Below are 23,005 nucleotides of genomic sequence, written 5' to 3'. Positions count from 1 at the left end.
TCGGTTTCATCCTTTCTCTCCTCTTTCATGCAGAATTAACCAGTTTCCATCGGGATCATAGGCATAGATTTCTCGACCATGGGAAGCGGTGATGATATTGTTTACAGGTGGGTAGTTGAGATGGGTCAGGTGAGCGATCGCTCCCTCCAGATCTTCTACCTCTAGACACAATGCCATTCCAAAAGAGGAAGGAGAGGTCATCTCCGTATTCTCTTGCTCGTCGCGCTTTTTTCTGGGACAAAAAATTCCCAACTTCATCCCCGGTAAGCAAAATTCAGCATATACAGTGGGTTGGTACACAGGGGGTTCTTGATTGAGCAAGTGGCGGTAGAAATCGACAAGTTGCTCAAAATTGTGGGATGCCAGTGTAATGAATGCTTCAACAATCGTAAAAGACATAGGTTAAACCGTGGACTTTTTGTAACTATTGCGTAGGATAGGGGGTTAAAACGGATTTCGCCTTTACGGAATTGGGAATTCGCGATCGTTCCTGCTTGACAGAAACATGGTTAAAAGCTGGCACTTTCATAAAGGTGAAAATTCACCAATTTTCAAGGGATGGTCAAATCAATGGCTGAACACGCGTATCTACCTCCACTAGACAAACTGCTCACCTATGGGGACTGTCGCAAAATTCGTCAGTTTCCTGACTATGTGGAAGAACTGGGGTTGAAACCGGAACATATTCCGGAGTTAATCCGTATGGCAACGGATTCGGAGCTGAACTGGGCAGACTCAGATAGTCTGGAGGTCTGGGCTCCGGTGCATGCCTGGCGGGCACTGGGTCAGTTGAAGGCGGAGGCGGCGATCGAACCTCTGCTTTCAATTGCCGATGAATTGGAAGATAGCGATTGGTTCAATGAAGAACTGCCAGAAGTCTTTGCCATGATTGGCCCTGCGGCTATCCCACCAGCCGCAGCCTTTCTTGCCGATTCATCTCACTCACTTTATCCACGAGTAACCGCGTCCAAATGCCTGGTTAAGATTGCTGAAACTCACTCCGAAGCGAGAGATGAGTGCGTTGCTATCATTACTCAGCAACTCGACCAGTTTATGAAAAATAATCCAGCACTCAACGGTTTTTTGATCGCGGATCTACTGGAACTGAAAGCAGTGGAATCAGCCCCTGCAATAGAACGGGCATTTGCTGCTAAACGAGTGGAACTGGACATTGCGGGGAGATTGGCTGGATGTGCAAATTGAACTGGGACTGAAGACTCGCGCAGAGGTTCGCCAGATCCGAAACACCGTTGATGCGGAACATCTCGCGGCAAAAGCATTCAAACCCGTATCGGAACCTGCCCGTGGTTTTGGCTCTTTGCAAAGCAAGTCAGCGAAGAAGAGTAAGAAAAAGTAAAGCCCTGAGCGAGTGGGCAATCTTAACGAAAAGTTAGATTGCAATTTTCCAGATTTGGTGTAATGTAAGCAACCAATTTAGTCCCTAAACACTATTCAATGTGGACAGTGAGAAGAAAATTTTTCCTTTGGGGATCTGGCTCCTTAGAAAATAGTACAATCGAACCAATTTACGAGTGTTCAACTCACTGCATGCTTAAAGCCCCACCCTCTTCAGGAAAATTCCATGAGTGTTGAGCAGACAACTCAGTTAATTCAATTAATTTTAAACTCAGTGTTGCTAACGATCGCTTGTGCGCTGGCTCTGGGGCGGCTAGGAATCCGTCAAGCAACCGTTGAGGAGCATCTAAAAGCGGCAAGTCGGCATTATTCGGATTTGCTAGACCTGAAAGGTGAAATGGAGGAAAGTAGCAGAATTTTATCGCTTCGCCGGTTGAGTCAGACCAAAAAGGTTCTACGCCAGCTACAACAACGCTATCAAGTGCTCTACCAAAGTCTGCTAGCAACCCATTATGCTTTTTTGTTTGCAGTCATCAGCACTTTTATGATGACTTTGAGAGCGTTGGTCAATGCTGATTGGCTGATCACCCTTGCGATCGGGTTGTTTGTGATTAGTGTTTCGGTTTTGTTACTAGGCGTGGGCTTGACTCTGGTAGAAGTCCACCATTCTAAGCTACCTCTGTGGCAGGAGGTTGAAGGAATGCTGAATCTTGATAAACCTTCCAGATTCAGCTCGCAGGCAAGAATGCCTAAAGCCGTTAGCAGACGAGCACGATATGTACCATCGGAAAGCCAACCTCCTGCCAGGGTCCGGGTTGGTTAATGATGAGGGTACCAGCCAAGGGTGAAAGGAGTTAGAGGGAAAAAGAAAGAAGGAAGCAAAGAAAAAAGTCAGGAGCCAGGAGGAGAAAGGAGGGAATGGACAGGTGGGAGGGTGGAAGGTGGGTGAGTAATCCCTTTATCCGTCCACCTAATCTATCTATCCACCCATCTGCCCTTTTGCTTATGCCCATAGCCTGTTGCCTGATACCTTACTCTCCTATTTTTTGCGGAGGAATAACGCTAATCTGGTTTGTGCTGGGATCGCGTACTATCCAGGTAACTGAGTGATTGAGGTCTGTAGGGTTTTCGGTGATTCGAAAATACATTTTTTCCCCGCCGCGCATTTCGATCGCAAAGTCTCCCCTTTCGGCATAAACAACTTTGAAGCCGCGATCGCGCAGGCAAAACATAATCCAGGCTTTTAGGGTGCTTTTTGCGGGGTCAAATGCCACAGGCGGTTGCCTGAATAACTCTTCAATAATTTGAATCACTTGCACCAAGGTTTCTCCACTCCTCAATGAACTTCTGGTTTATAATCTCTTAACATCAAAGCTTCAACTGCCGCTTCTGGAGTAATTTCACTTCTCAGCAGACAATCGACCTGATGAGAAATGGGCATTGAAATTCCCTGTTGTGCAGCTAATTTTACAAGCACCTGAGTGGTGTTTACTCCTTCGGCAGTGCCCTCTATCTGCGCCAAGACTTCATCTAGCTTTTTGCCCTGGGCTAAGCCATAGCCAATTTGATAGTTGCGACTGAGGGAACTGTTGCAAGTTGCCAGTAAATCTCCCAAACCAGAGAGCCCATAGAATGTTTCGGGTTTTGCCCCCCAATGGGTTCCAACGCGGATGATTTCTGCCAGACCACGAGTGACAAGGGCCGCCTTGGCATTGGCGCCCAGTTGCAATCCATCGCAAGTGCCGACGGCGATCGCAATCACGTTTTTCAACGTTCCGCCCAGCTCTACTCCTAGGGTATCTGGATTGGTATAAATCCGAAAACTAGAGGAGGAGAGCGCAAACTGCACCGTTTCAGCGGCGGCCATGTCATCGCTGGCAACCACGGTAGCAGCCGGTAACCCCTGTTGAATTTCTTTTGACAAATTGGGGCCGGATAGAACCACAACTGGATGGGATGGAAACGCTGCCTGCCAGATCTGAGAAGGTAGGAGGGGCAACTGTTGTTCACTCCCAGAGTCTGGATCTAATCCTTTGGTGGCAGTGACAAAAATGGTTTGGGATGGCACTTCTGCTTGTTGGACTTGCTCAGCGATCGCCCGCACGCCTTTCATAGACACGGCAGAAATGACCATATCGGCCTTTGCTAAAGCTGTTTGCAGGCAATCACCACTTCGACGGGACCATACCCTCACCCTATGTCCTTTTGCTCTTGCCAGATTTGCCAGCGTACTTCCCCAGGCTCCTGTCCCAATTACGGTAATGGTGAGTTGTGAGTTGAAATCGGCTAAGTTGCTCATCACGCTTTACTCAAAACTCTTCATTCTCGGATAGCGTTCCATTAATGCCCTGACTTGCTCAGCATGATAGGAACTGCGGGTGAGGGGAGAAGCCACCACTTGCAGGAAACCAATCGATTCACCATACTCCCGCCAGGAATCAAATTGTTCTGGAGGAATGAAATTCTGAACGCCCAGATGCTTCTGGCTGGGCTGGAGGTATTGCCCTAGGGTGAGAATGTCGCAATTGACCCGGCGTAAATCGCGCATCACCTGCCGGATTTCATCGTCCGTTTCCCCCAACCCGACCATTATTCCCGTTTTGGTGTAAATCCAGGGGGCCAGTTCGCGAGTACGTTGCAAGAGTTCAAGCGATCGCCCATAATCTCCCTGCGGGCGCACCCTCCGGTACAGCCGTGGAACGGTCTCCGTATTATGGTTCAATACCTCTGGATTGGCCTGCAAAATAAGTGCTAATGCATCCCAATTGCCACACAGATCAGGGATCAGTACTTCAATCGTGGTACCGGGGGAGGCAAGACGAATGGCACGAATGCAGCGATCGAACTGAGCAGCCCCCCCATCGGACAGGTCATCCCGGTTGACTGATGTAACTACTACATGGTTCAACTGCATCCGACGCACGGCTTCTGCTAACCGTTCGGGCTCGGTTGGGTCAAGGGGTTTAGGTTTCTTCTCGAAGTCAATGTCGCAGTAGGGACAGGCACGGGTGCAGGCAGGTCCCATAATCAGAAAAGTGGCGGTGCCATTGTTGAAACACTCACCAATATTGGGACAGGAGGCTTCTTCACAAACCGTGTTCAACCCCAGATCCCGCAAGATCTCCTTAACACTGCCAACCCGTTCCCACTGAGGAGCTTTAACCCGTAACCAATCTGGCTTAACAACCACGCCTTAACCTGCTTGTAAACAACCTCTTTGATCCTACTAGCAGTCCTGGAATTATTGGTGAACGAGGGGGTTGATATAGCAATTTTCAGATAGGGAAAGGATGTCTCAATCAAGGGAGTCAAGAGAGCAAGGAGGGGAGAAATGCAAGATTTACCTCGTTTGAATGGGAACCGCTATGAAAGGACTTTCTAGCAGGACCACACTTCCGCAATTCTGAGCAACCATCCTGATTAGGGTTCCCTCTACAATAACTTTTAGGGATTCCCTGCCTGATTCTTTGTCGTGGGATGTTTGCCTGTAGAAACGTTCTACGGATCATCTCTACAAGCAAAAGCAACATTTCTGGAACATCCCATCCACTCATCTACTCATCCACCCATCTACTTATGCTGACCTCTACCGATTTCAGCGGGCTGTTTAGCGATCGCTTCTTCAAAAACTTCTTCCCGATTCCCGCCACGAACTCCTTTAGCAAAGGAATGCTGACTCCGGATTTTGAATTGCCAGATATTACTAACGGGGGCAAGGTACGGTTGTCTAGTTTTCGAAGACATCTCCCCGTGATTCTTGCCTTTACCCGAATTTTTACCGAAAAGCAGTATTGCCCCTTCTGCTTTCCCCACATCAAGGCACTGAACGAGAGCTACGAAAAGTTTCGCGATCGCGATGTTGAAGTGCTCATGATTACCAGTACCGATGAGGCGCAGAGTAAAATAGTCGTTCGTGACCTGGGGTTAAAAATGCCGCTATTGAGTGACCCCAGTTGCAAGGTCTTTCAAGCTTATCAAACTGGTCAGGCGTTGGGGGCCCCCCTTCCCGCGCAGTTTGTGCTGGATGAGGAGGGGCGACTCCGCTACAAACACCTTTTTTCCTTCCTGGATCACAATGCTAGCGTTGAAACTCTCCTCAAAATTTCGGATCAGCTCTGACTCCTTGCTAAGTTCCCTAATTTCCTTACCCTAAAAATAGGGTGAACAGCCCCGTCTTAACCATAATGGCTTGAATTCGGGCCTCTTCATTCCCTCACCCAAAAGTGTTAGCCAAAGAAAAATTCTAAGGAACTCCGGAAAACTCCAGTTTCACTGGGTAGGTTACTGGGAGAATAGGCACTTGCAAACGATTACATGGATATAGCCTAGCTTGTGCCTCGTTTCATCTTCTACACCAGTATTTGGAGTGCCCCCTCTATGCAATCTTCTTCAAAATCTCAGCCCCCATCCCAACCCCAGCAGCCCACTTCAATCACCCCTTCAGCTCCGGTAAACCCTTCACCTACAGTTCCCTCTCAACCCTCGCAAGATCCCTCTCCATCCCCTGCACCTGCGCAAAATCCGACACAAACGATTCCTGCAAATGCGGCTTCGGAGCTACCGCTTTACCCACCCACCGCCATTGACTTGAGACGCTTCAACGAACTGGTCGGTGATTGGGCTGGTAAGCCTGTAGACGACATGAAAAAACTGTTTGTTAAAAAAGTCATCCTGGATGACCAGACTTCGATTGATGTGGAAACCATTAAAGTTCCTGGCTTTATTGGCATTACCGATGCACTGACTGTCATTGATGCCAGTGGAAAACAGGTTTCCGGCCATGAGGATATCGCAAAATGGCTGGGGCGAGATGGGCTCTATATCTGTACCTTCCAGTGGCACAAAGAACGCTATGGTGAACCAATAGATACTCGCCGCCCAATGGAGAAAGAAGTTTTCACCGAAGCCTTTATGAAGAATGAGGGGCATCATTCTGGAGCGGTTGTTCCGGCTAAGCGATTTGGTCAACCGGGAGGGCTGATTGACTCTTTCGGCACCTTCAACGAACCGAATGATTACCACAGAGGTATGTATGGCAAAGATGGCTATGTTGCTGTCGCCCAGCGGCTCGTTTTTCCCAATTTTGTCACACCTGCTCAGGCACGAGGTTATACCGACAGCATTATTTGCTGGATGGCGCTGCTGAATCCCTATGTGCAATTTCCGGCTGATTATAACGGGGGCGACCCGACGAACATTAGCGATCGCGCCTCCCTTAAAGAGTTTCTGCGGAATGCATTGCTGGCTGCATTGGGCGATCAAAATGCGATCGCCTTTTTCAAAGATCCCCTCCACAAGTGCTACTGTGCAGAGTTCATGTACGTGAGCCTAAACACGCCAGTCTATCCCTTCAACAAGCAGGGCTTATCCCTCCTACTGGATGGGGATATGCAAAAAGTTGAGCAAATTTTGGAAATGCGAAAGCTACAAAACGAGCGGCGGGCAAACACACTCAGTGTGCAAACCACAAACCCAGAATTCAAAGCCTACAATATTCTAATGCCCATCGTGCCAGAGCACCTGCCCCCCCTGGATGCGTTAATGACTCAAAACGGGCAGACCATTGCTCCTAACAGCATTCCCTTCCCACCCTTCAAAATCTCTCATGTGATTCGCCGTGCCTATCGCACACTACTGCCCCGCCATCAGGCTGTAGATGACATGAAAATTGCTAAAGCCCAGGCTCGTATGTTCAAGTTCATGGAACCGGCACTCATTCAGCAGCTTGGGTTGCAAGGTAAACCTGAAACCGATCCGCAAGTAGTAGCTGTCAAACAGTTTGTGGCATCCGTCAGCCAACAACTTGAGCAGCCCTTTCCAAACTATGCCGCCTTTAGTCAGGCGATGGATGCGTGTATGGCGCAAGCAGATGAAATTTTGGCAGGCGAAGGTGCCCGCTCCCGCTTTGTACCACCCCGAATCTACGTTGACCTGGGACAGAATGACGGTGATGCCAGCCTGCCAAAAGGCTGGGGCTTCCGCCTGGAAACTGTCGGTGCCCTCGTTGCTCGTAGTGTGATTAGATAACACTCAACTTAGAGATTTAAATTCCGTCGATCTAGAAACCTATAGTTTTTCCTTGGGAAAATCTCCAGGTTTCAACCTGGATCAGGTTTAGTAGAGTTTTAGAAATGCGGCTTTGTCTATAAGGACGTTTCATAGAACTTCCCTACGGACATTTATAGCGGTAGTCATTATGATTAGGACGGGGTGCAGGGGTTCCACCCCTAGCTGGGGGCGAAGCTCCCACTCCCTCTCTAATTCCAACGTCCTAATGCACCCGCGAGAGCTATACAATCCGCACAGATACCCCCATACTCTACTTCCTATCCATTAGATGCCACTCCCGGTCGAAAACTGCTTTAATCTCAGAACCCTTTGAATTGATGTTGTGTCCTCCCCTATCAGGAGAATCGCTTATGGCAAGACACTACCTGGTTTTTGTGCATGGAATTGGTGAAAGACAGCCAGACAAACCTTCAAAAGAAAGCCATCTTGAAGCCGATGTGGTTTTGAATCGGAGCTATACTACCCTGTGGAACAATCTGGCTCAGAACTTTGAACAATTAACCAGCAGTAAATTTAACAAGGCATTTGCTCCCGTCTACACCGACTGGCATACAGAGCAGATTAATCTGGCAGAATCAACAATTTATAGTGCGGCTTTCCCCGAACTGGCAAAGCGCAAGTGGTCATTGATCTGTCCCTTGCGAAACTTTACCACCTTTTTTCTGGGGGATGTCATTGCCTATGTATCAAAGGATGTCAATGTTATCCGCCGCACAGTATGGAACCAGATGTGGGACCAGCTTCAACATCCATTAAAAGAAGAGAACGCAACTTACAGCATCATTGCCCACTCTCTCGGTACAGTCGTTGCCTTTGACTATCTGTTCTACCTCCTCAAACATGACAAGCTCTTTGTAGAAGAATTGAATCCAGGTATGGCAATCAGTCCAGAGGATCGCCAGTTGCTCAGGCAACGATTCCGGTTTTTCTTTACAATGGGTTCCCCGATCGGACTTTTTATGCTTCGTGAGGGAAGACTCTGGGCCGATGGTGAACCATTCCAGAAAATTTACAATCCCATTCGGGGAGAAAACTGCACCTGGCTAAACTTCTACGACAGCAAAGACTTCATCGCTTACCCCTTGAAAGGACTATTCAACACGAACCGCGACAGTAATCAGGACTGCTTGCCCGAAGATATTCCTGTGTGGTCAGGTTGGACACCCTTTGGTGCCCACACTAACTATTGGAAAAACAAAGAGGTCGCCAGGAGAATTGTGGAGACGTTGAGCCAGTCTCCAAAGCTAATAGACAGGGAGCCTGGTAAAGTGGTATGGTCCCCTGGCTAATCTAGCAATGAAGCAGAGATGAAACCTGCACGGATGCCGGTGAGTCAACTTTTCGCAGTGACGGTTTTAACCGTTACACCCTTCTTAAGGGTGCTCCCGCCCATGATTAAGGGTTGCCGCAGGTGAAAAAAAGCTTTAGAAAAGGTTTTAACAGCAACCTGTGTTGGAAACTAATCAAAAAGCTTAGCCAGGGAGAATGAGAAAATGAATGCTTATGAATTTAACGATTCTCAAAATGGATTGATTAAGGATTTATCACAAAAAATGCGGTTTGTCGGATATTTCAGCATGGTGGTTGGAATTCTGGCCATCATTGGCGGTTTGTTTGCTTTTACCAGGGGTGGACTGAGTAGTCTAATTCAAGGTGTGATTGCAATTGTGATTGGGCTCTGGACACTAAATGCTGCAAATGCCTTTAAGTTAATCGTTGACACCCAGGGCAATGATGTTGAGAACTTAATGGGAGCGCTGGGGGAATTGCGAAAGCTCTACACGCTCCAGTACTGGTTGCTAATCATCGCTATTATCTTCATCGCTCTGGGGCTGATAAGCCTCATCTTTTTTGCAGCAACTCGTTGATATAGTGATCCCATCTGGATTTTGAGAAGGGATTCCGCAGGAATCCCTTCTCAGAAAACCTGTTATTTTACAAATCATTTAGGACTGCTATAGCTCTACGCGGGTGCGTTAGGACGTTGGAATTAGAGAGGGAGTGGGAGCTTCGCCCCCAGCTAGGGGTGGAACCCCTGCACCCCGTCCTAATCATAATGACTACCGCTATATAACGCTCACAAATAGTTTGTGAACAAGGGGGGGCGCGTAGCCTCCACGCAGGGGTTCCATCCCTGTACTCCGTTCAAATTTCAAGAAGGATCGCTATATATAGTTGTTACCGGGTTGCTAAGGAATGAAAGTTAAATAACTCCGAAAACCTCACCCCGCCTTTGGCACCCCTCTCCGACTCGGAAAGGGGAAGGGAAAGAGGTCATTTCACTCAAAGAATACGGTGTTATTAAATCCATGATCCTTAGAACATTGGGTTTAAAAGGGTGTGAGGGCCGCGCCCCAGCCAGGGATTCCACTTCTGCACTCCGTCCTAACCACAATGACTCAGTAGGTAGTCATCATTAATTGTAAAGGGGGGGGAGGGTTTCACCTCCTCCCCCCCGAAATTATCCTTAATTTAATTGCGCCTAGTACAGCACAGCGGGAATATGGATACCATTCTAGCTCCCTTCTACTCCCCACTTTTCAACCCAATGGTTACTGGGCTTATCCATCGTCCACTAGCTACTCAGCAACGTCCCTTTTTCAGTTCTTAAAGTTACGCGGTCCTGTATAGCCTGAAATCTCAGCCAGCTTCTCCAGAGATTGAGCACCGGGATAGTACTTACCTTTGATTTCCCAGGTTGGGAATCCAAATTGCTGCCCAGTCTGCTTTTCAACTTCGGGTAGGATTTTTTGACAGAGGGCGCTCTGAGAGTTTTTGCCATCAGCCGCACACTCTACGTAATTGATCAGGGCAAAGGCTTCCTTCCCAAAGGCAGCTTCTTGGTCATGACAATGAGGACACCAGTAGGCACCATACATCTTGGCGTCAATCTGTTTTAGATGACGCGCCAATCCAATTTCTGCTGGAGACGAAGTGGTTTGGATAGGGGGTGGAGCCTTGGTTTCCAGGTAGTTTGTGCTACTGGAGGAGCCACCAATGCTGGAGTAAACTGCCAGTGTGCCAACCAGGGTCACCATCACAACAATGATCCCAATAAACAGTAACTGGCCAACGTCATCCCAATCATGCCCGACAAGGGTGAGTATAAACAGGCTGAGGGCAAAGATAGCAGAGACTATGCAGAAATAGCAGATCCCACCTGGACCGAACTTAGCAACAAACTGAGAAAACATGATGTACATCAGGTAACCGCTGAAGACGGTCATGGCGGTTGCCCCAATGAACAGAAATAACCAGGTCCATTTATCGAGGCTGGAGCGAAGCTGTCTGTCTTTCTCGGAACCAACGGCTAGCGGTGCTAATGCAAAGATTGCCATTGCGACATAGGCAAGCAACCCAAATAAGGAAAGGGGTAGCCCAAAAACAGTAGCATAGGGACTGGCAAGCACCTGCTCACACCCCTGAGTTGGGCAGGCGGTTTCTGTGCTGGTTAGTTTAGCGATAGTCAGATACGCCGTGTTGATAGCACCAAGAATGGCGATCGCCCCAATCAGATGACGCGACCAACGGTGAATCCATGGGGTTGAGCGGCGACGGTTGACAAGACTAGACATGGAGCATCCTCAAATTACGGTCCAATCGCTTAAAGATAGCAGTAGTCTGTTTCCTATTCTGCCCTATTAAATTAAGGATTTTAGATTTTGGGTTCGAGATTTTAGATTGAGAGGGATGGGGGGGCGAGTAAGGGTCAAAAGTTTTGGGTGCCTTGATAGCCAGATAGGGCCGCCAGTTCTTCTAAAGACTGCACACCGGGATATAGCTTGCCTTTGATTTCCCAGGTGGGATAGGCTTCTATCCTCACAGCTTTGCACAGATCGGGCTTGGCCTTGTAGCCTCTGGGGTCACATTCAATGTAGTTGATATAGAGATTGAAGACAGACCCAAACATATCCTTTTGATAATGGCAATGGGGGCACCAGTAGGCTCCATACATTTTGGCTCCGATCGCCTTCAAATGTCTGGCCAGGGCGGTAACACTAGAATTACTCTGAGTTTTTAAGGCAGGAGTTGAGGAAGGAGCGGTTTGGGCAGGCTGGGCTGCAAGGGGAGCGATCGCCAGAAAAACAGCCACTATCAGGAAGCAGCTTCTACTTAAAGAGCGGTAAAGCTGAGAAAACCAGGGGTTCATAAACAGTAGATTCAGGAATGTAACGATACGGATGAAACAGATTGGGGCTCAGCCTTAGCGGCGCAACTACGGCGGGTGGCTTCCACAAATCGGCTGACGCGAATCGGATCAATGGGCTGGTCGCGGCGACCATGGCGTTTGAGGGAACTAGAGGTAATAACACCATCAGCGGCTCGCATCAGGGTGTGAATATTTTCCCAGTTCGCCCCACTGCCAATAAATACGGGAGTACCGTTGGCAGCCGCGCTGGCAAGCTCCAGATCTTCCAGGCTGGGAGGGCTACCCGTTGCCCATCCAGAAAGAATAATGGCGTCTGCCAAACCACGCTCAATGGTGTCCTGTACGGCAACGGTTAGATTGGGGGAACTGAGGGGGCGGGCATGTTTCACCAAAACATCGGCGAAAATCTTCACATCGCTGCCCAGTTCTCGCCGGTAGCGCAATAGTTCGTGGGCCTGCCCTTCAATCAAACCCTGGTCGGTTGCCATTACCCCCGTTAAGACGTTGACACGGATAAAGTGTGCCCGTGTGCAGGTGGCGATCGCAAGGGCACTACGGGCATCATTTCGCAGCACATTGATGCCAATCGGCAACGTCACCATGTTCATCAGCCGATTCACAATCAGAGTCATTGCACTAACGATGGCTGGGTCAACCTGATCCTTCGTGAAAGGAGCATCAAAAAAGTTTTCCACAATGATTCCATCCACTCCACCGGAAGCAAGAGCCGTGGCTTCTTGTTCAGCACGGTCGATGACTGCTTTCAAATTGCCCCCCCAGCGTGGTGAGGTTGGCAAAGGTAGCAGGTGGACAACGCCAATAATGGGATTGGGAGTCTTAAATATCTGTTCTAAGTACACGTGCGTATGGGTTCCGACTCGTCTGCAAAATCGGCTATCAAAATAATAGCTTTTAGCGTACCCCAGGGAGTAAGTGGTAGGAGTAGAGATTGGGGGGAGATGGGGGGATGCTCCTCACCCTCCCACTCATCCACCCCTTTACCTCAACTGCACCACGGGCTGATCATCAAGCAGGGTGCGGAGAGCAAGCAGGTCTTCAACGGTGATGCGGAGAAACCGCTGATCATCGACACGGAACAGGACCTTGATGCGATCGCTGCCTGGATGGCCTGGAGGGTCAAGTTTGGCAATGTTGCGAGCACCTTCCCGATCGTTGAGGGGCTGGACTTGAGTTTGGCCAGCACCAATCCGCCGGGTAACAAGGCGATCGCCATCAAAGTAAACCTCCGTCTGGTCAACGTCTGCCCCCATTTCACCAATAATCAGTTCAATGCTGGGCTGATTGTCCAGAGAGGCACCCAGCACCAGTTCTACCGGATCACTCATAGGATAAGCCTGACCAGCCCGAATCAGAGGATGCCAGTTGTGGCACTGGTTGCGCCGATCCCAGTAGCGAATGCCATAGCTGTGGTAAAGAAAGTCTTTTAGCTCAATTCCCTGACTCAGTTGGAGGGCACCGTGGGCGATCGCTGCAAAGGGTTTTTCGCAGCGAACTTTCTCCAGGTCAAAATACTGTTGTACCCAGGTTTGCACGGCTGGAATCTGCACAGTTCCGCCCACCAGCAGTACCGCATCAATATCCTCTACCATTAACCCCTGCCTGCGTGCCTGCTGAAGCACCTGAGTCATGCAATCATCCAGACGCTCAAAAAATGCGTGTTGTTTTAGAATCTCCTCAAACTGGGAACGGTTCAATTGCAGCTCATAGCTTTCAAATGTCTCATCATTGAAATAAACTTCCTGTGCCTGTGGTTGCAAGGAAAGCTGGATTTTGAGCCGCTCGGCGAGGCGAGTCGTGAGGGGGGTCGCAGCCACTCCTTGAGTGGAGGCAAAGTAGTCCACCAGCCAATTATCAATATCAGAACCACCCAGGTTTTGCCCCGCTTTCGCCAGTACACGAGCAATTTTGGGCTTCTGCCCGGATTGTTCTGCAAAGGATTTTGGCCCCCATTTGAGAATAAAGCCGAGGGGTTTAGTTTGTGCGCCGCCTGCACCCGTATCCAACTGCACCAGGGACAGGTCCAGGGTTCCTCCCCCAAAGTCAATAACGAGAAGGGTTTTGCGGTCAGTCAGTCCATAACCCAGGGCGGCGGCAGTTGGCTCATCCAGCATCCGCACCTGTTCCACCTGGAGGGATTCGCACACTCGCCCCAGCCAGAGCCGGTAAGTCTCAAAGCTATCTACCGGAACAGTAAAGATCAGGGATTGCCCTGCCTCTGGTTCAATAGTTTTCAACTGCTGGATGACTTGAAATAGAAACCACTGACCGACCTGCTCAAAGCTGATTATCCGCCCATCCAGTTCAGGCAAAAACCCCTGAACAGAAGCACCAATGCCCCGTTTAAAGTTTCGAAAAAAGCGGAGATCACTGGCAAGGTCGAGGGCGCGATCGCGCACTGCCTGCCCCACTAACACCTCTCCTCTGGCAGCATCCTCTACATACACCAGGCTGGGAATCAATGGTGGATTCTGTCCCGATTTGTAAGAAATGCCTGGTAGAGTCAGGGTTTCGGGTTGCTGAGTTGCCCGATTCCAGCGGGCAATAACAGTATTGCTGGTTCCAAAGTCAATTGCAATTCCCATGCAGATTCAAACAGGTTGCCTCAAACACATTGTCCTTTTATTGAAGATACCAATCATCGGCCCTCACCAGTTATTCTTTGCCCGGACCGATCCGCCTCAACTGAACTTAGATTGCAATGTAGAGTAAATGAGGTTTAATTGCAGAGTTTTTCAGTCAAGTTAACCACACTCTTTAGGGAGCAAGGGGCTAAAGAGTGATTTATAAAGAGTGGTTGATAAAGTTAGCTGTAAGGATTGCCAGCTTAGTTCTGTATTCATATTGGTAGCAGGCTGATATATTTTCCTCATAACATAATGAGGGTTATATCCAATGACAACGGATCTTCAAACTGAGCTTCGCAAAAGTACTGGCTGGTTAATTGCTTTAAGCATTCTGCTGATTCCGTTAGGCATTGCGGCCATTTTCATGCCAGGAATCGCCTTGGTTACATTTACTCTGGTGCTGGCCTAGATTCTATTAATTAGCGGCATTATTCGGATTGTTGAATCGTTTCAATCAAAACCTGTGCGAGGTTTCTGGTTAAACCTGGTGATTGGTATTCTGTATGCGATCGCCGGACTCATGATCCTGTTTAATCCCCTGACAGGAACCCTATCGCTAAACGCCATTTTAGGCATCCTTGTCATTGCAGAGGGGATTTATGCCATTATCATGGCGTTTCGCGTGCGTCCCGGTGGACAATTCTCTTAGTTGATCTTGCTGGATGGAATCATCACACTGATTTTGAGAATTCTGGTCTTAAATCAGTTTCCCTTCAGTGCTATTTGGCTGATTGGTCTGTACATGGGTATCAGCATTCTGCTGAGTGGAGTGTCGCTGCTGATTATGGCTCTAATCGCCCGCCGCACCCTGAGCGCAGCGTGAATTAATCCATTGCATCCTCTTGCCCTGAGCCAGGTGGCTACCACTATAAACTCTAAAGACTTTCTGCCTCTTGCCCATGGTTTATCATCCATAATCTATCGTCATAGGTATAGCAGTAAGCATTTGGATTGGGATGGGGTGTAGGGGTGAAACCTTTGCTGTGGGGGCAGTGCCCCTCCTTGTCCTAACCAGAATGCGTAAGGCTATACTGAAGCATTAGGGAAATAGGCGTGAAGACTCAAGGACAAAATCGTTTAACAACGGTAGGGCTCATTCTCCTCGGTATTATTGCTTTTATTGGATTGAATTCCTTTATCATCATTACCCCTGGCGAAGCGGGTGTACTCAGCATTCTGGGAAAGGCCCAGGATGGGGCACTACTGGAAGGATTTCACTGGAAACCCCCCTTTGTTTCCACCGTAGATGTCTATGATGTGACCGTGCAGAAGTTTGAAGTGCCTGCCCAAAGTTCAACCAAAGACCTGCAAGAACTTTCTGCCAGCTTCGCCATCAACTTTCGCCTGGACCCCACTCAGGTAGTTGAAATTCGCCGGAAACAAGGCACCCTGCAAAATATCGTATCCAAAATTATTGCGCCCCAAACCCAGGAGTCGTTCAAAATTGCAGCGGCCCGACGCACAGTCGAAGAAGCCATCACCAAGCGGGATGAGTTGAAGCAAGATTTTGATGTTGCATTGGGTGAACGCTTAGAAAAGTACGGCATTCTGGTACTGGATACCAGCGTGGTAGACCTGACCTTCTCTACTGAATTTTCTAAAGCAGTTGAGGAAAAGCAAATTGCGGAGCAACAGGCACAGCGAGCAGTATATGTCGCTCAGGAAGCCGAGCAAGAAGCAGAAGCCAATGTCAATCGGGCCAAAGGACAGGCTGAAGCCCAGCGGTTGTTGAGAGAAACGCTGACACCGGAGTTGTTACAAAAGCAGGCGATCGAAAAGTGGGACGGTAAATTCCCGACGGTGATGGGTGGAAACAACACCTTACCGTTGATCAATTTGGATGCAGCGAGACTGCCAGCCAAATAAAACCAAATAAAAAGTATTGCCGAAAGAAGCGATGCACTGACTCCTTGACCCTTTGATACCCTTGACGCCCTTTCCAGGATTGACACAGAAGAATTTGCCCCATGGCCTTAATTACAGTTCTGCAAGAAGGTCTTTACTGCGAACCCGGCGGCTTCTTTATCGATCCCTGGCGACCCGTAGATGTTGCCCTCATCACCCATGCCCATTCTGACCATGCCCGCTCTGGCTCCAACCGTTACCTAGCTACCAAGATTTCGGAAGGAATTTTGAGAAAGCGCCTGGGCGACTCCGTTAATTTGCAAGGTGTTGAATACGGCAAGAAGATCCAGCTGGGGGATACCTGGGTTTCCTTCCACCCCGCTGGTCATGTCCTTGGCTCTGCCCAGATTCGAGTAGAACACCAGGAGCAGGTCTGGGTCATTTCTGGAGACTACAAACGGTGTTCCGACCCCACTTGCGCCCCCTTTGAGGTTGTTCCCTGCGATACGTTTATTACCGAAGCCACCTTTGGCTTACCCATTTATAAGTGGAACTCCGGCGAGGAAACCTGCCGCAAAATCTACGAATGGTGGCAGGGCGACTCAGATAGACCCTCGCTTCTGTTTTGTTATGCGTTTGGTAAAGCTCAGCGCATCTTGAGTGAACTGCGGAAATTCACTGACCGGCCTGTTTATGTACATGGCGCGATCCATGTCATCACCGAAATCTATCGTGAAGTTGGGATTGAGATGGTACCAACCATTCCTGCTTCCGAAATGCCTCGTAGTTACAAATTTCAAGGTGATTTGGTATTGTCTCCGCCCTCTAGTCATCGTTCCAGTTGGATGAAGCGCTTCCATCAACCCCAAACCGCTTTTGCTTCTGGTTGGATGGCGGTGCGAGGTGCCCGACGACGGCGGGGTTACGAACGTGGGTTTGTGCTATCAGATCATGCTGACTGGCGAGGTCTGGTAAACACAGTTTTGCACACGGGTGCAAAGACAGTTTACGTCACTCACGGACAAAGTGACGTTCTCTCCCGCTACCTCAACGAAATGTATGGACTCAACGCTATGCCATTGAGAACCCTATTTGAGGGAGAGGGGGATATTTAGCCCGTTCTTCTACTAAGCCTGAAAGCCACAAAATGCGTTACAGAGCGTAATATGGTACGAAGAATAGCGGACATCCATTGACGACCCCTATGCCCTTCGCCAACTCGCTCGACCTTGAACAAACAGTAATTTCGCTCTTTGAGCGAGATGGATGGCAAGTGAAGCCCGCCTCACCGGATGCCAGGGATTACACTTTTGAGATGGAACGGGGAGAAGAGCGTGTCGCGGTTCAGCTTCGTAATCACAAAGCGAAGGTGCATGTCGGCTATTTGGAAAAGTTCCTTGATTTTCTCGAACAACCTGAGGGTGCCCGCTTTACTAAAGGTTTTTTGATTTCAACTTCCGGATTTAGTCCTTCTGTCTTTACCTACATACGAACGGAAGAGGTCATTGATATTTCCTTGGGCACCTTTAAGGACGATCAGATTTTCTGGGAACTGGAAGAACCTCCCCCACCTCCCAAAAAAGAAATGACCTATATTGGCGTTTTCACCTGCAAGGGTGGGGTTGGTAAAACAACCATCAGTGCCCATTTAGCAGGCGCTTTTGCCTTAAATGGCTATGACGTTATTCTGATAGACCTGGACAGGCAGAGTAACCTGCGGAAGCTATTAGGGGATGGTGTGTATCTGCCTGGCCCAAAGGGCAGCTTGGGTGCAACTATTACTGTGCTTAACCACAACGAATGGCACGAAGAAGATTACCTCGACGTCAAGATTGTGATTTGTGATTGCAGCCCAGAGTACGATGCCAACCCGGAGGAGTTTATCAAACGGTTTAACTATTGCATTATTCCAACCACGCTGAACCCACTGGGCATCAATAAAAATGCGGATGTTATCAAACGAACGTTCAAAGCCATTCGCCGCAGTAATAGCCAGGCAGAATTGTTTGTCCTGATTAACAATTATCATGCCGATGAAGATAAGCGAAATGAGGTCTTGAACGACATTCTGAAGACGGAATTTAAGGAACTGACGATGGACGACGAAAGGTGCCACTATATCGATCCCGAAATAGTAGCTATCCGTTTTAGCAAGCAACTCCTTTACTGGGGTTACCATCTGGTTGAAGGGTCTAAACCCCAACTGGCATTTCGAGAAATTGCGGGGCGCTCGTTCCCTAAGGCAGATTTTTTGAAGCTGCTGGATTACCTCGAAGACCACACCAGTCTTGAAGCTGCTAAAGACTAAACGCAGTGTGCATTGATTAACAAGAAGTCCCTGATCGGCATAATTGACACGTTCAAAAAGTGTATATACACTCAAGCCATGAGTACACTTTCCCCTCACCTGGATAAAACTCAACTCCTTACAGCAGCAACCTTCTGTACCTGTATGAATGTTCGTAAGGCATCACGTGTCATTACTCAGCTATACGATGAGGCATTGCAACCTAGTGGTTTGTTGGTCAGTCAATTCAATCTTCTAGTGGCTCTTGCATTTGCAGGTTCAATGACGATGACCCGGCTGGCAGAGGTGTTGGTGATGGATCGAACGACTCTGACTCGCAACCTTAAACCCCTGGAGAGAGATGGGTTGGTTCAAATTCAACCTGGTCAAGATCAGCGAACACGAGTGGTGAATTTAACACAGACGGGACGTGCAGCGCTTGCAACGGCGTTGCCCCTGTGGGAAAAAGTACAGGCTTCTGTGGTGGAGCGGCTGGGACAAGAGCAGTGGAGTCTTTTACTGCAAAGTTTGTCTCAGGTTGTATCTCTGGATCCCTAGAGGACATTTTTTTGAGCGGAAAGATGTATATACACTAAATAAGGAGAGGCAAATGACTGCAATAAATGAAAAATCCTTCAGGTTTACGGGAAGCCGTATTGGGATGGTTTTGGTGGTATGGGCGATCGCAGTTTCGCTGGCCGGATACATGGGCCTGTTCATTCAGATACCGGGACCTGGGATCGCCTTCCTGGTGATAGGCGGAATTGTAGGATTGCTAGCGTTCTACTATCGCAGCCCTGGTGTCAAAGCTTTTGTATCTTCAGTTCATCCTAAATATTTTGTCCTTCTTCACCTGTGGCGAATTTTGGCGGGATTTTTGTTTTTGTATTACGGTAGCCACCATCTGTTACCTGAGCGGTTTGTGGCAAACGCGGGTTATGGTGACATCGCCGTCGGTTTTTCAGTGCCGCTGATTTTGATGTTGAAGGAGAGCGCTGGCAAGTATGTGATGTTCCACCTCTTCAGCCTTCTAGATTTTGTTGTGGCTGTTGGAACAGACTTGTTATTTACGTTATTCCAGGTGCCATTGATGGAAACCATTGCAACCTTTCCTATTGTTCTGATTCCTCTCTTTGGGGTTCCCGTTACAGGGGCAAGCAGTGTGATGGCGATCGACACTCTTTTGAGAAAACAATAGTTCAGCAATTTGGAGGGAATTGGGGGTAGGGAGTAAAAGGTTGGACACTCGATTTATCCAAAAAATTAGGGGAGGCGTTTTGCCTCCCCTTTCTGCTTTTTGATTGTTAGACGGATCGTTTGGATTGTTGGATTGATTTTTGAGTCGCTGTCGCAATACCTGGAACTGTTTGCGCTTCTGACGCTGACGGGCGGAGCCACCTTTACCTTTGTGGTTCCGTCCTTCTCGGCGGGGTGATTCCCACCGCTTAAGTCGCTGTGCCATGAATGAATCTCTACTTACTCAAGTGGGCTTGATTGGGAAAGGAGCAGGAGCCAGGAGATAAAGAGATTGAATTCACAGATAGCGCAGGAACCAATCTCTTCAGGAGGAGTTAGAAGTTGAGGCTTGAGGTTGAATCGCCTCTTACCACGCACCCTTGGGCTCAGGCTCCTATTACCATCCTAGAAGTTATTTTAAGATGGATAATTTCCTGCTGTTTAGTAATTACCGAATGAGGTGGGTCTGTCCCGGAGAGGTATGAGGGAATTAGGTGACAGGTGGTAGCTGGGAACAACTACCTCCCCCCACCCCCTGCCAAAAAGTGTTGGGTGTCCCCTAAAATGAGCCAGTGGCTATTTCGGAGTCGCGATCGCCTATGAATTCTCTCTGGCAACGATTAACTCTGTCTACGATGCCTCTGCAACAGTGGTGGAGTACCAGTTACCTGCATCGCCTGGTAGGGCTGCTACGGAGTTGGCGTAAGGGTAGCCGATTGATGCAATACGCTGACTTGATCGGGGCAGGGCTGGTGTGTCTGGTTTTTGGGCTGGCTCCCTTTATTTCCAACACATTGATTGGCATTTTGCTGATTGCCTGTGGCGCTTATTGGGTGCTGTTAACTGTTTCAGATGATCGGGATGAGGGGAATAACGATCGCCAACGGACAACTGACCAGGAGCATCTATCACCTGTTGTCCATCGCCCGCCGCTCAACACTCCCATTCACCTTCTGGTACTGCTCTACTGGAGCATTGCAACAGTTGCAACGGCATTGTCTCCCGTAAAAGAGCTGGCGTTTGTGGGCTGGTCTAAGCTGAACCTGTACTTACTATTTTTTGCATTGATGGCGCGAGTGCTGCGATCTCCCCGGATTCGCTCGTGGGTAATTGGGATCTACTTGCATGTCGCCTTGCTGGTCAGCAGCTACGGTATCTATCAAAAAATTTATGGGGTCAAGCAACTGGCCACCTGGGTTGATCCGACTTCTCCCACTGCCAATAAGGAACGGGTTTACAGCTATCTGGGCAATCCTAATTTGCTGGGGGGGTATCTTCTGCCTGCGATCGCCCTTAGCTTCGTTGCTATTGTTGCATGGCAGCATTGGGGACCCAAGTTACTGGCTGTGTTTATGCTAGGTCTTAATTTGGCCTGCCTCTATTTCACCGATAGCCGGGGTGCCTGGATTGGCTTTGTGTGTTTAGGAATCGTGCTGCTATTTCTACTGATTTACTGGTGGAGTAACTACCTGCCCAAATTCTGGCAGACCTGGGCGTTGCCTCTTGCACTGGGTGGGTTTGTTGGAGCGATTTTATTAGGCGTTCTAGCGATGGAACCATTGCGCGATCGCGTCAGCAGTATGTTTCTCGGTCGTGACGATAGTAGCAACAACTTCCGCATCAACGTCTGGATGTCCGTGATTGAAATGATTAAGGACCGTCCCATTCTAGGCATTGGTCCCGGCAATACCGCCTTCAACCGAATTTATCCGCTCTACCAGCGCCCTCGTTTCTCCGCGTTGAGTGCCTATTCCGTCATTCTCGAAGTGGCCGTTGAAACCGGGCTGATTGGGCTCACCTGTTTCCTGTGGCTGTTGCTCGTAACCTTCACTCAGGGCTGGATTCAACTAACTCGACTGCGGCAGGTTGCAGACCGTCAGGGATTTTGGTTGATTGCGGCGATCGCAAGCTTGGTTGGGATGCTGGGGCATGGCTTGTTTGACACCGTACTCTACCGCCCTGAAGTCAACACGCTCTGGTGGTTGATGATTGCACTGATCGCTAGTTTCTACAGCGGAAAACAGGTGAAAGGGGTGGATGGGTAGATAGTGATAGAGTATTGCTCTTTACATCCATCCCTCCATCACTTTTTTACTCTCCTGCTCCCCACCTTCCCACTTGTCCACTCATCCACTCCTTTCCCATCCTCATTTGTTACCTGCTTCCTCTGCTCCCTCTGCGGCGGATTGAGCCAGGGCTCCCAATTGAAAACCAGGTGGGTAATGACCATCTTGCTTAATTTGTTTAATAGCGGCTTCAGGGATAGGAATGTTCATTTTCTGAGCGATCGCCCGCACCACATCCCCCCGGTCAATCACCCCAGCCACCGCTCCGGCAGGAGATAGAATCGTAATTTGAGAAAGTTGCTTGGACTCCATTATTTGAATGACATCGACCAGACGGCTGGATTCTTCTAGGGTCGGAATCTCACTCAATGGCTTGATAATTCGATAAAGGTTTTGGGTTTCCCACTGGCTGCGTTCAACGTAGTTCAGATCATCCACAATGACCATTCCCCGGTAGCGCCCATCGGAAGCCGCAAAATATACAGATGGGCCTATTTGGTTCAAGAGATAATCGTCAGCAAATTGGCGCAGGGTCATATCTGCATCGACGACTCGAAATTCTCGCGTCATGGCATCACTTGCCTTCAGTTGAAGTAGTGTTTCCTGCAGGTCTGTGACGCGATCATAGCTGCTGGCATTTTGTACTCCAAACCAACCCAGAAAGGCAATCCATAGTCCTAGTCCTGATTGTAGTAGAAACAGGGAGCCTAACCCTAAAATGACCGCCAGCCAACCCAGCACCTTACCTGATGTAGCAGCCCAGTGAACACCTTTAAACCGACTTCCAGTCGCCTTCCACACAGCAGCCTTGAGAACCTGTCCCCCATCCAGGGGCAGACCCGGAATCAGGTTAAACAGCGCTAGCACCAGGTTAATCCTGGCTAACGTCCAGACGAGTTCTCTCAGCGGAATTGGTGCCACAGGAACTAGGGTGGATAGACCCAAAAGCAGCAGAAACAAGGTAATACTTACGACTGGACCGGCGATCGCCACCTGAAACGCCTTTCCAGGAGTCTTTGATTCCTGATCAATCGACGCAATGCCACCAAATAAAAACAGCGTAATGGCATTCACTTTAATTCCCTGTGCTCTGGCCACCAGACTATGTCCCAGTTCATGCAGCAAAACAGAGCCAAACAGCAACAACGCCATCACAATACCAATGCCATAGGCGGCAATTCCTAAACTCCCCTGGAGCGGCAAGCCCATTTGCAACGCAACCAGCCCCAGCACAATCAGCCAGGAAGGATCGATATAGAGAGGAATGCCGAAAATTGAGCCAACTCGCCAACCTGACTGCATGATTTTTTTCTCCGTTCTCTCTTTAAGGATACAGAAGACAGAAACCAGG

At 49.0% G+C, this 23,005-nt stretch carries 26 protein-coding genes; 17 read left to right on the top strand and 9 right to left on the bottom strand.

Features of this window, described 5'->3' with window-relative positions; translation table 11 throughout:
- Window positions 1-6: 6 nt before the first annotated feature.
- A complete protein-coding gene (locus tag P4D80_RS01125; protein WP_421657023.1) occupies window positions 7-399 on the bottom strand; it encodes a VOC family protein in 393 nt (130 codons plus the stop codon).
- Between the two features lie 171 nt (window positions 400-570).
- On the opposite strand from P4D80_RS01125, the gene P4D80_RS01120 reads away from it, so the two are divergent.
- The 3 genes from P4D80_RS01120 (at window position 571) to P4D80_RS01110 (ending at window position 2,179) form a co-directional block, all read left to right on the top strand.
- Window positions 571-1,203, top strand: a complete 633-nt coding sequence (locus tag P4D80_RS01120) for a DUF1186 domain-containing protein (RefSeq protein WP_421657022.1) — start codon at window positions 571-573, stop codon at window positions 1,201-1,203.
- Window positions 1,193-1,357, top strand: coding sequence for a hypothetical protein (locus P4D80_RS01115; RefSeq protein WP_421657021.1), 165 nt, complete (start codon window positions 1,193-1,195; stop codon window positions 1,355-1,357). The genes P4D80_RS01120 and P4D80_RS01115 overlap by 11 nt, the downstream gene beginning before the upstream one ends.
- Window positions 1,358-1,582: 225 nt before the next feature.
- Window positions 1,583-2,179: a DUF2721 domain-containing protein gene (locus P4D80_RS01110; RefSeq protein ID WP_421657020.1), complete on the top strand. Its 597-nt coding sequence runs from the start codon at window positions 1,583-1,585 to the stop codon at window positions 2,177-2,179.
- A gap of 208 nt (window positions 2,180-2,387) precedes the next feature.
- On the opposite strand, the gene P4D80_RS01105 is transcribed toward P4D80_RS01110, so the two are convergent.
- The 3 genes from P4D80_RS01105 to lipA are packed head-to-tail and all read right to left on the bottom strand — an operon-like array spanning window position 2,388 to window position 4,546.
- Window positions 2,388-2,678 carry a hypothetical protein gene (locus tag P4D80_RS01105; RefSeq protein WP_421657019.1) on the bottom strand — a complete coding sequence of 97 codons (291 nt, stop codon included), beginning with the start codon at window positions 2,676-2,678 and terminating at the stop codon, window positions 2,388-2,390.
- A gap of 14 nt (window positions 2,679-2,692) precedes the next feature.
- Complete coding sequence (locus P4D80_RS01100; protein WP_421657018.1) at window positions 2,693-3,655, bottom strand: NAD(P)H-dependent glycerol-3-phosphate dehydrogenase; 963 nt, start codon at window positions 3,653-3,655, stop codon at window positions 2,693-2,695.
- Window positions 3,656-3,661: 6 nt separating this feature from the next.
- Window positions 3,662-4,546, bottom strand: coding sequence for a lipoyl synthase (lipA, locus tag P4D80_RS01095; protein WP_421657016.1), 885 nt, complete (start codon window positions 4,544-4,546; stop codon window positions 3,662-3,664).
- A gap of 386 nt (window positions 4,547-4,932) precedes the next feature.
- Here lipA and P4D80_RS01090 point away from each other — a divergent pair, with 386 nt between their 5' ends.
- From P4D80_RS01090 to P4D80_RS01075, 4 genes are all read left to right on the top strand, one after another.
- Entirely contained in the window at window positions 4,933-5,475 is a 543-nt protein-coding gene (locus P4D80_RS01090; protein ID WP_421657015.1) for a peroxiredoxin family protein, read from the top strand.
- 258 nt (window positions 5,476-5,733) lie between these two features.
- Window positions 5,734-7,383 (top strand): hypothetical protein, encoded by a 1,650-nt coding sequence (locus P4D80_RS01085; protein ID WP_421657014.1) that lies wholly within the window; start codon window positions 5,734-5,736, stop codon window positions 7,381-7,383.
- A 392-nt stretch (window positions 7,384-7,775) separates the two neighbouring features.
- Entirely contained in the window at window positions 7,776-8,714 is a 939-nt protein-coding gene (locus P4D80_RS01080) for a hypothetical protein (protein ID WP_421657013.1), read from the top strand.
- Between the two features lie 204 nt (window positions 8,715-8,918).
- The gene (locus P4D80_RS01075; RefSeq protein ID WP_421657012.1) at window positions 8,919-9,293 is read left to right on the top strand and encodes a DUF5362 family protein; all 375 of its coding nucleotides are present in this window, start codon (window positions 8,919-8,921) and stop codon (window positions 9,291-9,293) included.
- Between the two features lie 732 nt (window positions 9,294-10,025).
- Here P4D80_RS01075 and P4D80_RS01070 read toward each other — a convergent pair.
- The 4 genes from P4D80_RS01070 to P4D80_RS01055 all read right to left on the bottom strand — a co-directional run bounded on the left by P4D80_RS01070 (window position 10,026) and on the right by P4D80_RS01055 (window position 14,178).
- Window positions 10,026-11,000, bottom strand: a complete 975-nt coding sequence (locus tag P4D80_RS01070) for a vitamin K epoxide reductase family protein (RefSeq protein WP_421657011.1) — start codon at window positions 10,998-11,000, stop codon at window positions 10,026-10,028.
- Window positions 11,001-11,134: 134 nt separating this feature from the next.
- Complete coding sequence (locus P4D80_RS01065) at window positions 11,135-11,575, bottom strand: hypothetical protein (protein WP_421657010.1); 441 nt, start codon at window positions 11,573-11,575, stop codon at window positions 11,135-11,137.
- 11 nt (window positions 11,576-11,586) lie between these two features.
- Entirely contained in the window at window positions 11,587-12,435 is an 849-nt protein-coding gene (btpA, locus tag P4D80_RS01060) for a photosystem I biogenesis protein BtpA (RefSeq protein WP_421657009.1), read from the bottom strand.
- Between the two features lie 138 nt (window positions 12,436-12,573).
- Complete coding sequence (locus P4D80_RS01055; protein WP_421657008.1) at window positions 12,574-14,178, bottom strand: Hsp70 family protein; 1,605 nt, start codon at window positions 14,176-14,178, stop codon at window positions 12,574-12,576.
- Between the two features lie 310 nt (window positions 14,179-14,488).
- Between P4D80_RS01055 and P4D80_RS01050 the strand changes: the two genes are divergently transcribed.
- The 10 genes from P4D80_RS01050 to P4D80_RS01005 all read left to right on the top strand — a co-directional run bounded on the left by P4D80_RS01050 (window position 14,489) and on the right by P4D80_RS01005 (window position 21,633).
- Complete coding sequence (locus tag P4D80_RS01050; protein ID WP_421657007.1) at window positions 14,489-14,629, top strand: hypothetical protein; 141 nt, start codon at window positions 14,489-14,491, stop codon at window positions 14,627-14,629.
- Window positions 14,630-14,869: a DUF308 domain-containing protein gene (locus tag P4D80_RS01045; protein WP_421659606.1), complete on the top strand. Its 240-nt coding sequence runs from the start codon at window positions 14,630-14,632 to the stop codon at window positions 14,867-14,869.
- A 6-nt stretch (window positions 14,870-14,875) separates the two neighbouring features.
- Window positions 14,876-15,043 carry a hypothetical protein gene (locus tag P4D80_RS01040; protein WP_421657006.1) on the top strand — a complete coding sequence of 56 codons (168 nt, stop codon included), beginning with the start codon at window positions 14,876-14,878 and terminating at the stop codon, window positions 15,041-15,043.
- A gap of 230 nt (window positions 15,044-15,273) precedes the next feature.
- On the top strand, window positions 15,274-16,086 hold the full coding sequence (locus P4D80_RS01035) for a prohibitin family protein (protein WP_421657005.1): 813 nt from the start codon (window positions 15,274-15,276) through the stop codon (window positions 16,084-16,086).
- 101 nt (window positions 16,087-16,187) lie between these two features.
- Window positions 16,188-17,180 carry a ligase-associated DNA damage response exonuclease gene (locus tag P4D80_RS01030; protein ID WP_421657004.1) on the top strand — a complete coding sequence of 331 codons (993 nt, stop codon included), beginning with the start codon at window positions 16,188-16,190 and terminating at the stop codon, window positions 17,178-17,180.
- Between the two features lie 89 nt (window positions 17,181-17,269).
- On the top strand, window positions 17,270-18,373 hold the full coding sequence (locus P4D80_RS01025; RefSeq protein ID WP_421657003.1) for an AAA family ATPase: 1,104 nt from the start codon (window positions 17,270-17,272) through the stop codon (window positions 18,371-18,373).
- Between the two features lie 78 nt (window positions 18,374-18,451).
- Window positions 18,452-18,910 (top strand): MarR family winged helix-turn-helix transcriptional regulator, encoded by a 459-nt coding sequence (locus P4D80_RS01020; RefSeq protein ID WP_421657002.1) that lies wholly within the window; start codon window positions 18,452-18,454, stop codon window positions 18,908-18,910.
- Window positions 18,911-18,962: 52 nt separating this feature from the next.
- Window positions 18,963-19,550, top strand: a complete 588-nt coding sequence (locus tag P4D80_RS01015) for a hypothetical protein (protein ID WP_421657001.1) — start codon at window positions 18,963-18,965, stop codon at window positions 19,548-19,550.
- Window positions 19,551-19,649: 99 nt separating this feature from the next.
- Complete coding sequence (locus tag P4D80_RS01010; protein WP_421657000.1) at window positions 19,650-19,787, top strand: hypothetical protein; 138 nt, start codon at window positions 19,650-19,652, stop codon at window positions 19,785-19,787.
- Between the two features lie 373 nt (window positions 19,788-20,160).
- Window positions 20,161-21,633, top strand: coding sequence for an IctB family putative bicarbonate transporter (locus P4D80_RS01005; RefSeq protein ID WP_421656999.1), 1,473 nt, complete (start codon window positions 20,161-20,163; stop codon window positions 21,631-21,633).
- A 102-nt stretch (window positions 21,634-21,735) separates the two neighbouring features.
- Here the strand turns inward: P4D80_RS01005 and P4D80_RS01000 are convergent, their stop codons facing one another.
- Entirely contained in the window at window positions 21,736-22,956 is a 1,221-nt protein-coding gene (locus P4D80_RS01000; RefSeq protein ID WP_421656998.1) for a site-2 protease family protein, read from the bottom strand.
- Between the last annotated feature and the right edge of the window lie 49 nt (window positions 22,957-23,005).

Origin of the sequence: Leptothermofonsia sp. ETS-13, assembly GCF_049200465.1 — a bacterium.
Classification (GTDB): domain Bacteria; phylum Cyanobacteriota; class Cyanobacteriia; order Leptolyngbyales; family Leptolyngbyaceae; genus Leptothermofonsia.
Note: the sequence above shows the minus strand (reverse complement) of the source record. Positions and strands in the feature narration are given on the sequence as shown.

Bases quoted from the DNA above. Each gene is read 5' to 3' on its own strand.
- P4D80_RS01030 (WP_421657004.1), top strand. From the start codon at position 16,188: ATGGCCTTAATTACAGTTCTGCAAGAAGGTCTTTACTGCGAACCCGGC.
- P4D80_RS01050 (WP_421657007.1), top strand. From the start codon at position 14,489: ATGACAACGGATCTTCAAACTGAGCTTCGCAAAAGTACTGGCTGGTTA.
- P4D80_RS01065 (WP_421657010.1), bottom strand. From the start codon at position 11,575: ATGAACCCCTGGTTTTCTCAGCTTTACCGCTCTTTAAGTAGAAGCTGC.
- P4D80_RS01100 (WP_421657018.1), bottom strand. From the start codon at position 3,655: ATGAGCAACTTAGCCGATTTCAACTCACAACTCACCATTACCGTAATT.
- P4D80_RS01125 (WP_421657023.1), bottom strand. From the start codon at position 399: ATGTCTTTTACGATTGTTGAAGCATTCATTACACTGGCATCCCACAAT.
- P4D80_RS01000 (WP_421656998.1), bottom strand. From the start codon at position 22,956: ATGCAGTCAGGTTGGCGAGTTGGCTCAATTTTCGGCATTCCTCTCTAT.
- P4D80_RS01055 (WP_421657008.1), bottom strand. From the start codon at position 14,178: ATGGGAATTGCAATTGACTTTGGAACCAGCAATACTGTTATTGCCCGC.
- P4D80_RS01090 (WP_421657015.1), top strand. From the start codon at position 4,933: ATGCTGACCTCTACCGATTTCAGCGGGCTGTTTAGCGATCGCTTCTTC.
- P4D80_RS01070 (WP_421657011.1), bottom strand. From the start codon at position 11,000: ATGTCTAGTCTTGTCAACCGTCGCCGCTCAACCCCATGGATTCACCGT.
- P4D80_RS01120 (WP_421657022.1), top strand. From the start codon at position 571: ATGGCTGAACACGCGTATCTACCTCCACTAGACAAACTGCTCACCTAT.
- P4D80_RS01080 (WP_421657013.1), top strand. From the start codon at position 7,776: ATGGCAAGACACTACCTGGTTTTTGTGCATGGAATTGGTGAAAGACAG.
- P4D80_RS01110 (WP_421657020.1), top strand. From the start codon at position 1,583: ATGAGTGTTGAGCAGACAACTCAGTTAATTCAATTAATTTTAAACTCA.
- P4D80_RS01025 (WP_421657003.1), top strand. From the start codon at position 17,270: ATGCCCTTCGCCAACTCGCTCGACCTTGAACAAACAGTAATTTCGCTC.
- P4D80_RS01020 (WP_421657002.1), top strand. From the start codon at position 18,452: ATGAGTACACTTTCCCCTCACCTGGATAAAACTCAACTCCTTACAGCA.
- P4D80_RS01075 (WP_421657012.1), top strand. From the start codon at position 8,919: ATGAATGCTTATGAATTTAACGATTCTCAAAATGGATTGATTAAGGAT.
- P4D80_RS01085 (WP_421657014.1), top strand. From the start codon at position 5,734: ATGCAATCTTCTTCAAAATCTCAGCCCCCATCCCAACCCCAGCAGCCC.
- P4D80_RS01015 (WP_421657001.1), top strand. From the start codon at position 18,963: ATGACTGCAATAAATGAAAAATCCTTCAGGTTTACGGGAAGCCGTATT.